Below are 15,372 nucleotides of genomic sequence, written 5' to 3'. Positions count from 1 at the left end.
AGGAGAAACCCGTGTTCCACCCGTTTTTGTTCGTCGGGGTCGGCGGCTCCGGCGGCGACACCCTTCGGCACCTGCACCGCGAACTCAAGACCCGGCTGGACCAGGTCGGCGTCCCGATGCCTTCGGGCTGGCAGTTCGTCCACATCGACACGCGGGCGACTCGCGAGCACCGGGACAAGTTGCCGCTGGACGACGGAATCACCTACATCGGTCTGGCACCGCGCGGGGTGAACTACTCGATGGTCGTGCAGTCCATCCGCACCAGGTGGCCGGAGACGGAACCCCACATGACCGGGTGGCGGCCGGACCGCACTCGGGTGGCGATCCCGATCGAGGAGGGTGCGGGCCAGTACCGGGCGATCGGGCGCGCGGTCGGCCTGCAGAAGCTCGACCACATCGGTGGCGTGCTGCGGGCGTCAGCGCGAGCCCTGGAGCAGGGCGTGGCCCTGGAAGGCCTGCGTCAGGTGACGAAGAGACTGACCGGCTCGGCGGAAGGCGACCCGGAGACGCCCACCGCGGTGGTGTTCTCGTCCCTCGCCGGTGGCACCGGCTCAGGAATCTTCCTCGACGTCTGCGACCTGTTGCGCGGAATCGACGGTACCTGGACGGACAACCCGGTCACGATCCTGTACGCGCCGGACGTCTTCGACCACCTCAAGCCGGGCGAGCGTAAGGGCGTGCACGCGAACGCGTTGCACGCCGTGTCCGAACTGCTCGCAGGGTACTGGATCGGAAACGAGAACCCCGACCCCCTGCACCTCGCCGCCGGGATCGACGTCGCGAAGCAGCGGCGCAGCGGACCCGAGCACTCTTTCATCGTCGGCACCGGCAACGACCAGCTTCAACTGTCCACACAAGACGATGTGTTCGCCGTGGTCGGCCGAACGGTGGCGAGCTGGGCGACCAGCCTGACGGTCCAGCAGCGGTTCAAGTCCTACGTCACCGGGAACTGGCAGAACAACGCGCGGATGAGCGACCCGCTCGGCCTTTCCGCCGGCCCCGTCGAACTGCCCTTCTCCGCACTGGGCCACGCGTCGCTCAGTCTCGGCCGCGACGTCTTCGCGCAGTACGGTTCCCAGTGCTTGTCACGGGCCGTCGCCGACCGGCTGCTGGCAGGCTCGGAAGTGGCCGCGAACACCAATGCCGACGACACCGGACGACTCCGCTGGCCCGCCTATGTCAAGGCCGTGCTGGACGTCCAGGACCACCAGAACCTGGCCCACGCCCTCTTCGCCGCCCTGCATCCCACCCGGGAGGCTGTCGTCGATGCCGCGGTCACCGTGATACGCGAAAAGCTGTCCGGAAAGGACCGCACGCTGTCGGCCTGGCGGAAGGTCATCCCGGTCACGGTCACGGAGTTCAACTCGGACCACGAAACCGATCAGGAGAAGCTCCTGATCGAGCGCTTCCGGGTCTGGGCGAAGGCTGCGTCCCCCCGGTTGCTCGAGACGACCAGCGAATACGTCGCCGCGTACGGCCTCGTCGTCACGGAGAAACTCATCCGGTGGCTGCACGACCAGCTGTCCGGGGAGATCGTCGGCACCGTCGCAGCGATGGGGCGCAAGGACGAGGAGATAGCCGCGACCTACGCCGAGGAGATCCACCGTGCTCTCGGGGAGGAGCCCAGGCGGCGAATCCGCAGACGCCCCGAGGAGCACCCGGTGGACTCGGTCGCCGTCCGGCAGGCGTTGGAGAACGGCGCGGAAGCCCTGCTGGGCCGGGGGTTCGACGCCGTGGTCCGTCGGCGCATCGCGGCGTTGCTCGCCGACTTCTGCTCCTCGGTGGTCAAGCCGCTGCTCGACACGTTGTCCAGTGGACTCCACACGTTGCGCACGCAGGCAAGCCTCACTCAGGACGGTCGTGCGTCGAAGATACACTCGTGGCCGGAGGGTCCGGAGTTCCCGGTTCCCGTCTCCATGCGGCCCGGACGGACGCAGTTCCTGGTGGACGGAGTGGACGACTTCCCCGCGGTGCTCAGTGAACTCCTGATCGGCGCCAGCCGCGGAGTGACCAACGCGGGCGACGCGCTCGACGCCGCCGTCACGGGGATTCTGCGCACCGGCTGGCGGCAGGAGGCCGGCGTTCCCGAACTGATCGCGGAGACCACCTCGTGGGAACCGGTGATGGCCACGGACTGGGAACAGCGGCCGGTCCGAGAACGCGCCGCCACGTTCTCCGGCGCTTTCGACGCGGATCTCCTGGTGAAGCACACAACGGCCTGGATGAACCAGAATCACTCCTTCGAGCCGTATCTTCAGCAGACCCTGGCGAACGCGTTGGGAGGTGAACACCCGACCGATCGCGAGGGAGCCAGGATCAACCGGTTCCTCGGCCTGTTCCGCGCGGCGGTGGACGCGAGCGCGCCCCTGGTGCGGCTGGACCGCACTTACAAGCTCAACAACCTGACCCGGGGCGTCGGCTTCGAGCGGGTGATCAGCGAGATCCCGTTGAACAAGGAGTCGAAGGCCGGAGCGGAGACGTTCGCGTTGCTGACCGGTCTGGTCGGCATGTCCGTCGATCTCGCGGAGAAGCACTTCAACCCGCTGGCGCGCAACGAGATCGAGTTCACGAGCTTCCTCAGCCAGCCCTGCCACCCGATGGCGTTCCACTCGCTGACCGAGCCGATCCGGCGCAACTGGACCGAGCAGCGTGCGGACGTCGACGGCCGATCGGCCTTCAACCAGTGGCGCCGGTCCCGCTCCCTCGCCAGGTCGGTTCCACTGTATCCCGAGGCCCGGGTGCGCCTCACGCGCGGTTGGTTCCTCGCGATGAGCGAAGGCGGGTTCGACCTGGTCGGGGGAGGCAGGGAACTGCTCGTCACCCTTGCGGACGGGACTCACCTGATCTTCTCCCTGATGGGCGCCCCACCGCTGCCAGGCGACGTGTTCGACGGCGTGGCGGCGATCATCGAGTCGCTTCCGCTTCTGCTGGTGGAGAACCCCGACAAGGAGGGCGAAGCCACCAGGTCGTACCAGGACCTACAGAGGCTGAACGACCTTCGCCGCGAGGACCTCGCGGCACCGGGCAACGAGGGCAGGCTCCGAGCGCTGCTGTCGTGGTACAACCGCGCGACGATGGCGTTCCCGCCGAGCCCGGCAGAGGGCACCAGCCGGGCCTGGGAACTGCGCGAGGACATCAAGACCGCGCTGCGGAGCCTGCTGGACGAGGCCGGGTCGGATGAGTGAAACCGACTTCACCATCATCGCCACCGGCTCCACCCAGGTCCGGGACCACCTTCGGACGTGGGCGGAATTCGGTCTGCTGAAGGAGTCGACGTGGATCGACGTGGGCGACCTGGACAGCCGGTCCGGCACCGTCATGGCACTGCCAGTGCTTTCGATGAGCCCCGCCGGTGCCACGGCAAGAACCTTGGGCGACGTCTTCGGCCAGGCCGAGATCAGAACGGTCCGGCTGGTCGCGTTGAGCGTGATCTGGTCCGCTTCGGCCGACGAGGAACTCGCCGAACGCCTGTGGCAGTTCGGTGACAAGCTGGTCGGCCTGCTGCCCACCACCACAAGAGTCCTGCGGCTCAACGTCATCGTCCCCAGCGGAGAACGGATCGACGCCAAAGGTCTGCTCGACGCCGTGTGCAACCTGAACATCGTGGTGTCCACGGAGGACCGCGCGAGAGAGGGCGCCGCCGACCTCCAGATCGACACGCAGGAACACTTCTTCGCGCACGCGGCCCTCGCGTGCGCGACCGTTGCCGGGTTGTGGCACGACAGCGAGAACACGGCGTTCGACCAACTGCGGGAGGACGCCGGTGCACGAGGCACCACCGTCCTGGCCCGCCCCTACGCCCGCGTGGTCGACGCGAGCGGCATCCCGGACAGCCTCATCCAGCGCATGCTGAACGGCGGGGTCTCAGGCCTGCGCGAGTTCCTCGGCGACGAGCGTCCCATCAGCGATGACGCCGTGGTCACGAAGGTCGTGGAGGCGTTCCTCCCCATCGAGGACGGCGTTCTGTACTACAAGGACAAGCAGAAGCCGATCGCTCCGATGCGGCAACGAGTCGTCAGAACCACCTGGGAGATGGCCGTCCGCTTCTACCGGTTCCTCTGGGGACGTCCGCTGGACTGGAAGCGGGACCTGGCCCAGCAGCTGCCGGAGTCGATGAAGGCGTGGCTCTTCCGCGTCACCAGGGACGAGGAGGACCCCTTTCCTCTCGAGCGCCCCACCACCAGCGAGATCATCGAGATCGCCCTGCGGGCGCCGACCGAAATGCCCCGCGTGGCACCGCCCTACCCACAACTTTGGCATCCGTTGCGGCAGATGACGTTCGCACTCATGGACGGCGGACCGTTGCCGCCCGAGATGCAGGAGCAGTGGGGAACCACCAAACCGCGGGTCTCCGACCCCGCCCGGATCACCCCTGATCCGAGAGCCCCGTTCCAGTTGACCGTCGCCGAGCAGGACATCCTCAAGAACGCGAAACTGCCCCACCACAACATCCGTCCAGGCGATTCCAACGCCGTCAACCGATTCACCGCCCGGCTCGCCCGCGCGACCGAGACGTTGAAAGGCAGCTACGCGCACGCGAGTTCCGAGCAGCGCGCGAAGATCAGGGAGAACCTGGAGATCCTGCTGTCGTGCCGGGAGAAGGTCACGGCTTGGGCGAAGGAGCAGGCGAGCGCCAGTTCGGTCTTCGGCAAGATCGGTATTCACCTCAACGAGGAGATGGACAAAGCGAGCAACGCTCTCGGCCGGCGCCGGCGCGACTACGCGAGGGAAGAAGAGGAGCGGGGCAAGGCGGTTCGCGAACTGGAAACCCTCCGGGACAAGGCCGGTAAGCTCCTCAGACCGTTCGCACTGGGCTGGGCGGGCCTGGTGGTTCTCGTGGTACTCGGGGCGGTCCTGCTGCCGCTCGACGGGCTGAGCGGGAGGGTGGTGCTGGCCGGCGCACTGTTCACGGCGCTGGGAGCGGCCTTCATCTTCGGCGTTTTCCTGTGGTTTGCGCTGCGCGCCAGCGCGATCGAACACGAACTCGACGTGATCGAGCACCGCAGGAGGGCGACGATAGCCGCAGTGGAGGAGTGGCCGACCGAGGGACAGCGCCTCGGGGCACTGTACGAGATCCTGCTCGACTGGGGCGAGATCCTGGGCTGGATGCTGTACGAACCGTTCGGTGAGAGCAGAGAGCCCGGGGGCGTCGCCAGCATCGGAGGCCTCGTCAAACCCCACGCTTTCCAGACAGGCCTGCTCGAACCACCCTCCGGCCAGCAGATGGCGCGGCTCGCCTCGACTGTGGCTCGCACGCTGTTCACCAATGGCTGGCTGTCCCGGCTCTACGACGTAGCGCTGTCCGCGGTGATCACCGACCGCGACGACCCCGACGTGGACGGGCGGGCCTGGGTCGACCCCGACTACTCCCCCGGCCCCACCCGAGTGGAAGACCTCGTCGACTCGGACGCCGAGGACGATCGGATCACCGACGGCGACGCAGGGCACCAGGCCGGCCCGGCGCACGCACGGGACCGCTTGCTCCGCGGTGTACGCGGCGACACGGCTCCCCAAGCGACCTACAGCCACATCGTGGCGAGGATAAAGGAAAACCTGCGCACGGAGCCGCCCTCCCACCTGCTCTCCCGCATCGACCTCGGCACCAAGGAAGTAGGAGCAGCCGAGTTCTTCTCAGCAGTGCTCCCAGTCCCGATCGACGCGATGGCCACCACCCCGCTGGTACCCACACTCCTGAGCAGCCAGGGCAAAGTAGACGGAAGTGGCCGAGTAGCGCAGGTGCACCTCTGGGGCTCCGTCCTCGGCGTGGAGGACAGCGGCGTCGAACCACCGTCAATCCCGTCCGTGATCGTCCACACCAGACTACAACGGCGGGAGGACAACGTCTTGCTCTACTTCACCCTGATCAGGCTCGACATCACTGACAACTGCGACGAGAAGAGCCTGGACTTCCTGGCCGAGGACGAATGACCGCTCTTGGCTGATGGTGGTGAGGCAGCCATGCGTCCGCCCGCCACCATCACGCGACGCTCGACCAGCTACCTGGCCAACTGGATCGTGGTCTCGAGCGGCCCGCACACACACCCATTGCGACGTCTCCGGAGGGTCTGTCCCGTGATCGGTGTTTCCGGCGTTGTTGATCAGTAGGTCTCGGCGGTCGGCCAGCGGTCACCGAACGTGATAGCGAACGCGTTGATCACAGGCTTCCACCGCATCGTCCACCGAGCGCGGCCCGTCCCGGTCGGGTCCAGGCTACGAGTCACAAGATACAGACACTTCATCGCAGCCTGCTCCGTCGGGAAGTGCCCACGTGCGCGAATCGCCCGCCGGTAGCGGGCGTTCAACGATTCGATCGCGTTCGTCGAGCAGATCATGCCCCTGATCTCGACGTCATAGTCAAGGAACGGAACAAATTCCTCCCAGGCGTTACGCCACAGCCGAATCATGGCCCCGTATTTCGCACCCCATTTCTCGTCCAGATCCTCAAGCGCAGCCAGTGCAGCCTCGGGATTGGGCGCCGCGTAGATGGGTTTGATGTCTCGCTTCACCGCATCCCAGTCACGCCTCGACGCCAGCCTGAATGTGTTCCGGATCAGGTGAACGATGCAGGTCTGCACAATGGCCCGCGGCCACACGTTCGTCACGACCTCAGGCAGACCTTTGAGGCCGTCGCAGACGAGGAAGAACACGTCGGTGACGCCGCGGTTCTTCAGGTCGATCAACACGCTCATCCAGAACTTCGCGCCCTCACCGCCGGTGCCCATCCACAGCCCCAGAACGTCCTTGTGGCCGTCGATGGTGACGCCGATGGCGGCGTAGACAGGCCGGTTGGCGACCTGCCCGTCACGGACCTTGACGTGGATCGCGTCGATGAACACAGCCACGTACACCGCATCGAGCGGCCGGTTGGCCCAGTCCTGCATCTCGGCGACGACTTTGTCGGTGATCCGCGAGATCGTTTCCTTGCTGACCGAGGATCCGTAGATCTCAGCGAAATGCGCGAAGATGTCCCCGGTCGTCATTCCTTTCGCATACAACGACAACACGATCTCGTCGACCTCGGTGAGCCGACGTTGCCACTTCTTCACGATCTGCGGCTCGAACGTACTCTCCCGGTCCCCCGGCACGATGATATCGACCTCGCCGGCGGCGTCCGAGATCACCCGTTTCGGTCGGGTGCCGTTCCGTACATTCGCCGACTCACGACCGGGCTCCGCCTGGTGCTTCTCATGCCCGAGGTGTTCGGTGATCTCCTCGTTCAGCGCCGTTCCAGCACGTTCTTGGTGAACAGCTTCAGCAAGCCGTCCGGGCCGGTCAACGCCAGCCCTCGGGCTTTCGCATCGGCCACCATCGCCGCCGCGGCGGCCTGCTCCGGTGACAGCTCCCGAGCCGGCTTGGGTTCCCTCTTGCGTGGACTCACAGCCTCAGATGTCATCACTCACAGTGCCCATCCCGCCGGACCTCAGCCCGGCGTGTCGGGCCGGAAACACCGATCTTGGAACAGTCCCTCGCCGCTGGTAGTTGATCAGTGGAGTGGGGGTCGTCGAGTGCGGCGGCAAGGTTCTTCAGGGCGGTTTCCAAGCCGTGTGGATCGAGTTGCTCTTGGCGTTGCTGTGGACGTGGCCTGCGCCGGAGTAGATCCGGCCCTTGCGTTCATTGCTAGGTGCCTGCCGCGCTCTCGTTGTGGTCGCCTGCGTATTCGAGACTTGCCCGGGAATGATCCGGGAATGATCCGGTGCTCAGGGGGCGGTTGATCAGTTGGGCCCGTACCGCGAGGCGGGTCTCGAGGTCGCCCAGCTCACGCAGCACGGAGGTTAGGACTTCGATGGTGGCTAGCTCGATGAAGTGGGCAGGCCGACCGGCGTGAGAGATGGAGGTGAGCCTTCTGCAGTCGCTCTGCCCTCTGACCCCATGATGTTCTGAGGTTCCCATCTGCGTCGACCCGGCGAGGCCCGTCAGGCATCGGGCTCCGCTACGCCGGGGGTTGACCTGCGAGGCTGTGCGGAGGGATCAGGCGCCGGTGGCTCTGTGTGCAGCAGTGCGGTCAGAGCGTCGCCGTTCGGCACGCCGAGCTTGGTCGTCAAATCACCGACGTAGGTCCGGACTACTGCCTCGACCAGCTCACCGTATGTGTCCGAAGCCGCGCGCATCCGATAACGGCCCGCTACAACGCAGCCAGCCGAGATCAGAATGGCGGGCCACCACCACGCGGCCAACGGCACATACACGATCGCCCAGCCGATCAACGTCGCCCCACGGGTGAGGCCTTGGCGCCGCGCAGCCAGTTCGTCCCTGACCTCCTGACTCAGCAATAGCCACAGGCTTGGCCACACCGTGGCGAGGTCGACCCGCAGGTCACGATCCACACGCACGGCCGCGGCGTTCAGGCGGTCACCGCACCACGTCGGGCGATCGGGACGTTCCGGCGCGATGCGTGCTCTGCGTTGATAGGCGCGAAGTCGCTGTCCCGGATTCATCCGCCCACCGTCAACAAGGGCGCGATAGGCCAGTTCGCTGAGCCGGTAATACTCGACGTGTGCCTTGGTCCACATCGCCTCTCGCCGCAGAACTAGGGCATTCGCCAGCCAACACCACGGCAACCGCCACATGCGCCAGTTCGCGGCGAGCGTCACGCGCTCGGCCGCGGACCCCAACGCCTGTGCCGCCAACCCCGCTATCGCCGCGGTCGCCGACAACGCCACCAACAGAATGACGACGCGTTCGTTCGTCGTCCGCGTCCACTCGGCAGCGTGGGTGATCAGGGCCCCGACGTCGAAAGGGCGCCGGTGACCGAGCATCACCGCCGCTGCCGCGAAAACCACCCAAAGCGCGCCGGGCAACACCAACAACGTCAGCCAACGCTCGGCCAGCTTCTTACCGAGCTCGCTCAAGAACCCAGTCATAGTTTTTCGCGCCGCAGGCCTTCGCCGGTAATCGCGCACCGCAGAGGGAACTCGTCAGGCCGCGGCCGCCGGCGACCGGAACACCAGCCGCGAGGACACAGGTAGACGATCTCGACAGGCCCATCACCCACCCCTGGCAGCACCTGCCGCAACCGATGACCGAGAATCCCCAGCGTGTCACCGCATTCCCGGAGCGTGGCGTGCAGCGCGTCGAGTGCGGCCGTCAGATCACCACCGTCGCGCAGACACGTCAGCACCGCGTCCAGGGCGGCGGTATCCGCCCCGTCCGCCACCAGGCCGGCCCGAATATGCTCCTCGTTACGGCACACGTATGCCACCGCGTCCATCTGCCGGATGTCATTCACTCGCCAAGCCTCCACGCAGCCCCACAGCCTCACAGCCTCACCATCTCCCGCATGGTACTCGAAACGTTACAAGGCGCGAGAACGGAAGACATACACTAACGCTTTGCCACCGCACTGTTCGCGTTCCTTGCCAGGAGGGAGACAGGGGGTCAAGTGCAGGATGAACTGATGCAGGCGGTCCTGAACGGCCTGCAGACGATCGAAAGCACCGGAAATACGACTCACGCACGTGATCCAGACTTACTGGCGAACGCGGAACGACTCGCGAGCTTCGTGTCGGACGAGGCCGTCGAAGAGTGGAGTATTCCAGTCCGACAAGCACTGGGGTGGTTCTACTACTATCGTTCCCTAGCGCTACCGGAACCCGAAAGCCGCGCCGCGGTCGATATCGCGGTCGACATGCTCAGGACCGGCTTCATCATCGGAATCGACGACCTTCCCGACGCGCTCCTGCCGAACATCGCGCACCGAGCAGCGGAAACAGCGGAATACATGGCCGCAGAAGAAGACAGCCTCGCCGATCCAGAATTCGTTTCCATCGTCGTAGGTCTGTGGCAGCGCATCGTGGCCAACACGCCACCCGATCATGGCCGACTGGCACGCTACCTTTCATTCCTGGGGTACGTCCTACTCCTGCATTACAATTACACTGGAGAACCCGCGGACCTGGATGAGACGATCAGGATACGGCGGTCGACGATCAGTGCCGCATCACCCTCGGATGCCGATTGGGCACTGTACCTGAACAACCTCGGCGCGGCCTTGCTGACTCGCGTCGACCAGAGCGCCCGGCAGGCGGATCTGGACGAAGCACTGGGCATTCTGACGAAGTGCCTGAATGTCGAGTCCATTGATGGCACGACCCGAGCGAGGTGCTTGACCAACCTTGGAAACGCACTGGAAATCCAGTTCGCGCGAGAGGGCGACCTTCACGACATCGACCGGTCCGTCGATTACCGGAGGGCCGCGGTCGAGATCGCTCACCATGACGATCGGAGCAACCGTGCCGCCAATATCGGCAACCTCGCGAGCGGCCTCATCGCGCGACTCAACGCGACCGGGTCGCCGGCCGATCTCGACGAAGCCATCGACGTCATGCGGATGGCCGTGGCGGCGACGCCGGTCACACACGACGTACGCATCGAACGCCTGTACACGTTGAGTGGCATCCTGAAGATGCGATACGACCGCAACCACCTTCGTGTCGATGTGGATGAAGCCATCGAGGCCGCGCGCATCGTCAGCAGGGAAACGAAAAGCGATGATCGCCGTCCGTCACGACTGCTAGATCTGGTCCTCCTACTGGAAAGGCGTTTCGAGCGTTTCGGCACACTCGCGGATATCGACGAGATGGTCGACGCGTGCCGTACGGCGCTCGCGCGGAGTCACGAGGAGGCGGACAAGACCGCCGCACTCATCAGTTTGAGCAGCGCGCTCCACACCCGATTCGAGCACAACCGGAACGAGGCGGATCTGAACGAATCGATCGATGCCTGCCGAGCGGCGATCGACGACGCACACGCTGATCAAGCTCGGACGCACGCCAGCAACCTCCTGGGAAACGCGCTGTATTCCCGGTATGAGCATACTGGAGATCTCACGAGCCTCGACCTGGCCATCGATCTGTACATCACTGTGGTCACCGAACACAGCGATCACACCGATCACGCTAAACACCTTTCCAATCTCGGAAACGCGCTGCGGAGTCGGTTCCTTCGGACCGGAGCCCGCTCAGACCTGGACAAGGCCGTCGACTTCGGCCGCGCCGCGGTTGAGGCCACCCCCGAGGGCAACGTGGACCGACCGCTCCGCGTGCTCAACTTGGCAGCTGCACTCCGGAGCCGGGTCGACGAAACCGGCGCACGCACGGATCTGGACGAAGCGATCGACAGCCTGCTCGCTGGACTCGGAGCGATCCCGGATGATCACCGTCTTCGATCCATGTTCCTGAACAATCTCGGAGGTGCGTTGTGGAACCGGTCCTGCATCACCGACGCCAGGGAAGACGAGGACGAGGCTCTCACACACCTACAGGCCGCACTTGACGCCAGCCCCGCCGACGGCGTCACGCGGGCACCGATCATGGCCAATCTCGGTGCCGTACTGCTTTCAATGTACGAGCGTTCCGGCACGCTGGAGGACCTGAACAACGCGATCGAGTTCGGCCGCGCCGCGTTCGCCGCCAGCCCCGCCGACCATCCCAGTTGGTCGACGGCTTCGCGCAACCTGGCCACGCTGCTCCGTACCCGGTTCGAATCCACCGCGAAACACGCAGACCTCGACGACGCGTTGTCCGCCTACGGTCAGGTCCTTGCTTCGGAGTCCGTCGCCGCGTCGAGCCGGGTGGAAGCTGCTCAGGCCGCGGCATCGCTCACCGGCCCGACTGAGCCGAGTCGCTCGGCGGACCTGCTGGAAGCGGCGGTACGGCTCCTACCAGAGGTGGCTCCGCGCCGGCTCGACCTCGCTGACCAGCAGCACGCGCTCGGCGGATATGTCGGACTGGCCGGCGACGCGGCGGCCTTCGCACTCACCGACGATCAGGGTGACGATCACCTCCGAGCGACCAGAGCTCTGCGCTTGTTGGAGGCTGGCAGGACGGTCCTGCTCAATCAGGCTTTGGACACCAGAAGTGACCTGAGCGAACTGGAGACCCGACGTCCGGACCTGGCGGCACAGTTCGCCGAACTCCGTGATCTTCTCGACCAACCGGCGGACACCGCCACGCCGGCGAGCAGCTCGGTCTCTCACACCGTCCAGGACCGACATCGGATCGCCGACCGGTTCACGGCAACGCTACGGGAGATCCGCGCGTTGGACGGGTTGGAGTCCTTCGCACTGCCTCCCACGGCGGACGAGCTTCTCGCCGAGGCCGCGGACGGTCCGATCGTCGTGTTCAACGTCAGCAAGCACCGCAGCGACGCCTTGCTGCTCACCGACTCCGGGATCACCTCGTTGCGGTTGCCCGGACTCGACCACGGGCTGGTCATCGATCAGATCAACGTCTTCTATCAAGCGCTGGCGGCTGCCACCGACCCCGACCCGACTGCAGGCCTGGTACGCCGAGAAGCTCACTCCACGTTGAACACCGTCCTGACCTGGCTGTGGGACGCTGCCGCAGAACCGGTCCTGAACGCCCTCGGCCTTCACCGTCAACCCGCACCTGGCACACAGATCCGTGACTGGCCTCGACTGTGGTGGGTACCCGGGGGTCTGCTGGGCCTGCTGCCGCTCCATGCCGCCGGTCACCACGCTGACCCGCCTGATGACCCGGCCCGTCGCACGGTCATCGACCGGGTCGTCTCCTCGTACACTCCGACGATTCGTGCGCTGCGGCACGCCCGACAACGCGCACGCCAGGCGGGCGAGCCGGACCGGGCACTGATCGTCGCGATGCCCACCACACCCGGGATCGCCGATCAGGGGCGGCTGCACCATGTCGCAACGGAGGTCGCGATGCTCGAAGCCCGGCTACCCCAACCTGTCCTGCTCATCGAGCCCGACGTTCCCGGCGAGCTCGACTCCGTACCCACGAAGGCCAACGTACTCGCGAATCTACCGAACTGCCCGATCGCGCACTTCGCTTGCCACGGCTACAGCGACCGCACCAACCCCTCCGAGAGCCATTTGCTGCTCCACGATCATGTGACCGAGCCACTCACCATCGCGAGCCTCGCCTCTGTCCGGCTCGATCAAGCTCAACTGGCCTACCTGTCAGCTTGCCAGACGGCCTCACACACGACCTACGCCGTCATCGACGAGGCCATCCATCTCACCTCCGCGTTCCAGCTCGCCGGTTTTCCCCACGTCGTCGGCACACTGTGGGAAATCGACGACGAGACCGCCGTCCGTGTCGCCGACAGCTTCTACACGAATCTCCGCACCGCTGACGGAACGCTGTCCGTGAACCGCTCCGCCCATGCCCTGCACGCCGCCGTCCGCGCGGCCCGGGACAACCTTCCCCTTCCTTTTCTGTGGGCCTCCTATCTTCATGCCGGAGCGTGATCGAGGCCGGGCAGCCTCGGCGGGACGTGTTGCAAGTTGAGCAAGAGGCCCGTCCCAGCGAATGTGACGTTTCCAGGGCGGGGATAGGTGCCGGTCTGCTCATGGACCTGACGTCCATCTCGCGGCATGGGCACTTCGACAATCGCGACTCACGTTACGCCCAAAGCCTCATCGAAGGCAGCTTCGCCACGTCATGCGTAAGAGTCAGTATGCAGAGGTTCCCGACTTTTACGCTAGAGATAACTGCAAGAAATTGGGCATCGAAGTCTATGGCTTATGGCCGGTTGGACCGCCAGGCAGTGTTACTGCGTGGCAGCGTCACCTGGGCTGTCGTGTAATGGTCGCAGCTCCATCAGCGCAGTATACTGCTCGACGACGAGCGCGAACTGGTGCCGGAGTTCGACCGGGCAGCTTCCTCGCATTGGCGACGCCTACCGAAAGCGCCGATTACAGTGATTACGTTAACTGGCCCGGCAGAACTTGTCGCCCGGCAGCACACCGCTCAGTTCGAAGTCGCACGGAACCAGTTGATCCTCGCGCAGCACACGAAGGCGGACCGTAAGACGAGAGGGCAGAGTGATCTGACGGCTCACGTCAGGGACCGCTGTGTCTTGGGATTCGCAGACAGCCGCGTCGCCGATGCCGAGTGCGTCGGTCAGGTCGTTCCGATCGTGAAAGTGCTCGAACCGGATGGTTAGCGCGTCGATTAGCCGTGATCGACGAGATGGTGGTCCGCGGATGCCGCCGTCCGCCCGCTTCAGCGGTGCTCGATCCGCGCCCAGGCTTGTTCGATCGGCTCCAGCTTGGGGTTGCCCGCCCCGAAGGTCTCGATCGCCCGGTGGCGCAAGTCGGTCAAGGTACGGGCCGCGGCTTCGCCATTGCCCTTGTCGTGCTCGGCGGCGGCCAGCCGCAGGGTTTCCGTGATGTCGGCTTCGGTCAGGAAGTCGCGTCGCCGCCGGGCCCGGAACGGCCGTACGGAAGCCGGACGGACCCGGGCAGGCGCTTCCGGCGGGCCGACGGCGGCCGGGGTGCGGTACGGGATCGTCACGTCGGGCCGGGACACAGGATTGGGCTCGGGCGCACCGAGCACCGGAAGGTGCGGTCGCAAGACCGCACGCAGCTCCTCGATACCCGGCCGGTCCTCGACGTTCTTCTCCAGCAACGCGAGGGTGAGCTCCTCGAACTCCGGAAGGACGCCGGCAGCGAACCGCGACGGCGGCTCCGGCCGGTCCTCCAGGTGCTGCTTCTCCAATGTTTTTCCACCATCTGCGACGAACGGAGGCCGGTCGGCAAGCAAGTAGTAGAACACGCACCCCAGGCTGTACAGGTCCGACTGCGTGACCAGCTCACCACCCCGGAACCGCTCCGGCGCCGCGTAGGCGTCGGTCCCGACGAAGCTCCTCGTGTACCGCGAGGTGTCCGTGTTCCGCGGCAGCGCGATCCCGAAGTCAATCACGTAGACCGCGCCGTTCTCGCCGACCAGCAGGTTGTCGGGTTTGAGGTCGCGGTGCACGACTTCTTCAGCGTGACAGGCCGACAGCGCGTCCGCCACGGACGTGCCGATCGCCGCGAACTCGGCCGGACGGGGCACGATGGCCTGGCGGTACTGGCCCAGCTTCGATCCGTAGATGTAGGTCATCACCAGGTACGGGACGGAACCGTGCTCCCCCACGCAGACCACCGCGGGGATGTTCCGATGCTCGAGCTTGCCCAGGAGCCGCCCCTCCCGGGCGAACCTCCCCATGACCCGGCGCCGGGCCTCGGGGTCCAGCTCGGCCGTCACCGGCAGCTGCGGGACCTTGACGATCACCCGCTTGCGGGACTCGAGGTCGAGCGCGAGGAAGGCCAACCCCATTCCGCCTTCGCCCGCCGGCCGCTCCACCTGGAACCGCTGACCGAGAACCGCGCCGGGCATCAGCGCGGCACCGGTTCCGTCCGTCGTGCTCGTCACGGCGCGAAGGCTAACCCACCGGATATTGCGACCCCACGCCGCCTCGCGGTTCTTCCCGCGATTAAGATTCGCCGCGGCCGCGATTTCGAAACGGGAGGGGAAACGGGAGACGTGCCAAATACTGGACAGATTGTGCGCGTCGGCCCGACCGACATCGGCTCGGCGGGCTGCCCTCGGGCGCTGGCGCACAAGG

At 65.8% G+C, this 15,372-nt stretch carries 6 protein-coding genes and 1 pseudogene; 3 read left to right on the top strand and 4 right to left on the bottom strand.

Annotation, left to right across the window (positions count from 1 at the left end; translation table 11 throughout):
* Positions 1–11: 11 nt before the first annotated feature.
* Together QQ657_RS21085 and QQ657_RS21080 are read left to right on the top strand one after the other, a co-directional pair.
* A complete protein-coding gene (locus tag QQ657_RS21085; RefSeq protein WP_284743907.1) occupies positions 12–3,185 on the top strand; it encodes a tubulin-like doman-containing protein in 3,174 nt (1,057 codons plus the stop codon).
* A 100-nt stretch (positions 3,186–3,285) separates the two neighbouring features.
* Entirely contained in the window at positions 3,286–5,928 is a 2,643-nt protein-coding gene (locus QQ657_RS21080; protein ID WP_284743906.1) for a hypothetical protein, read from the top strand.
* Positions 5,929–6,098: 170 nt separating this feature from the next.
* Here the strand turns inward: QQ657_RS21080 and QQ657_RS21075 are convergent.
* From QQ657_RS21075 to QQ657_RS21065, 3 genes and pseudogenes are all read right to left on the bottom strand, one after another.
* Positions 6,099–7,393: pseudogene (locus QQ657_RS21075) on the bottom strand (IS256 family transposase).
* 520 nt (positions 7,394–7,913) lie between these two features.
* On the bottom strand, positions 7,914–8,849 hold the full coding sequence (locus tag QQ657_RS21070; protein WP_284743905.1) for a hypothetical protein: 936 nt from the start codon (positions 8,847–8,849) through the stop codon (positions 7,914–7,916).
* An 8-nt stretch (positions 8,850–8,857) separates the two neighbouring features.
* On the bottom strand, positions 8,858–9,226 hold the full coding sequence (locus tag QQ657_RS21065) for a hypothetical protein (RefSeq protein WP_284743904.1): 369 nt from the start codon (positions 9,224–9,226) through the stop codon (positions 8,858–8,860).
* Positions 9,227–9,379: 153 nt separating this feature from the next.
* On the opposite strand from QQ657_RS21065, the gene QQ657_RS21060 reads away from it, so the two are divergent.
* Positions 9,380–13,228, top strand: a complete 3,849-nt coding sequence (locus tag QQ657_RS21060) for a CHAT domain-containing tetratricopeptide repeat protein (protein ID WP_284743903.1) — start codon at positions 9,380–9,382, stop codon at positions 13,226–13,228.
* Positions 13,229–13,985: 757 nt separating this feature from the next.
* Here the strand turns inward: QQ657_RS21060 and QQ657_RS21055 are convergent.
* Positions 13,986–15,179, bottom strand: coding sequence for a serine/threonine-protein kinase (locus tag QQ657_RS21055; RefSeq protein WP_284743902.1), 1,194 nt, complete (start codon positions 15,177–15,179; stop codon positions 13,986–13,988).
* Positions 15,180–15,372: the final 193 nt, after the last annotated feature.

Source organism: Amycolatopsis ponsaeliensis (assembly GCF_030182635.1).
Lineage (GTDB): Bacteria > Actinomycetota > Actinomycetes > Mycobacteriales > Pseudonocardiaceae > Amycolatopsis > Amycolatopsis ponsaeliensis.
The sequence above is the reverse complement of the archived record's forward strand: the minus strand, read 5'-3'. Positions and strand labels throughout refer to the sequence as shown.